This window comes from Pedobacter sp. ASV12 (genome assembly GCF_016429155.1).
Lineage (GTDB): Bacteria > Bacteroidota > Bacteroidia > Sphingobacteriales > Sphingobacteriaceae > Pedobacter.
On sequence record NZ_JAELUC010000206.1, the window covers coordinates 1 to 797 of the forward strand.

The 797-nt window shown below is 43.0% G+C and carries 1 protein-coding gene; it reads right to left on the reverse strand.

The features are described 5' to 3' along the window. Positions 1-49: 49 nt before the first annotated feature. Entirely contained in the window at positions 50-523 is a 474-nt protein-coding gene (locus JHD69_RS19915) for a dihydrofolate reductase family protein (RefSeq protein WP_233166103.1), read from the reverse strand. Positions 524-797: the final 274 nt, after the last annotated feature.

Consider the following 797-nt stretch of genomic DNA (forward strand, 5'->3'; position numbering starts at 1 on the left):
CCCCCCCCCCCCCCCCCCCCCCCCCCCCCCCCCCCCCCCCCCCCCCTTTTTAGATGTGTATAAGAGACAGGAACAAAGGTTTGCCATCACCCAAAGCTATGGGATGCACAGCGATCCGATAAACATCTACCAGCTTTAAATCTATGAATGTTTTGATTAATTGCGCACCGCCATACAGCCAAATATCTTTTCCGCCCTGGGCCTTGATTTCGGCCACTTTACCAGCAATATCTGTATGGACAATGGTAGCTTTTCCATCGTTAGAGGCCTTTTTTGAGAAGACAAACTTTTGCTTTGAATGCACATCTTGCCACAGTTTTTGTTCAGCCTTGCTGGCATCGGCCTCCGGATTAAAATTACCCCAGGCCTCGTAGCTCACCCTTCCATAAAAGATGGTATCTATGCCCAAAAGGAAGCCTTCAAAATCCATATCATCGTCCATGATACACCAGTCTATTTCCCCATTCGGCCCTTCAATAAATCCATCCAAAGTTACAGCTAAATCCAAAATTACCTTTTTCATCATCAATAGTTAAAAAATTACCTTATATCGTTTTTATCAAAAATAGCCGATATAAAAGTATTATTTACTTAATTTTATCAACGTTGACTAGGCCAAATGTCAATTGATTCAAATCAAAAAACAATGAAACGATTAACCCTTCTTTTTTCATTTTTGCTCTACCGCCTTTGTGGTTTGCAGAATGGCTTCTTTGAGCCGGATAAATTGTTGTTGCACGGTTTTACCGTCTTGCTGCTGCCCTATACGACGCTTGGCCTCAAAATCGATAAGGGTC

Bases quoted from the DNA above. Each gene is read 5' to 3' on its own strand.
- JHD69_RS19915 (WP_233166103.1), bottom strand. From the start codon at position 523: ATGAAAAAGGTAATTTTGGATTTAGCTGTAACTTTGGATGGATTTATT.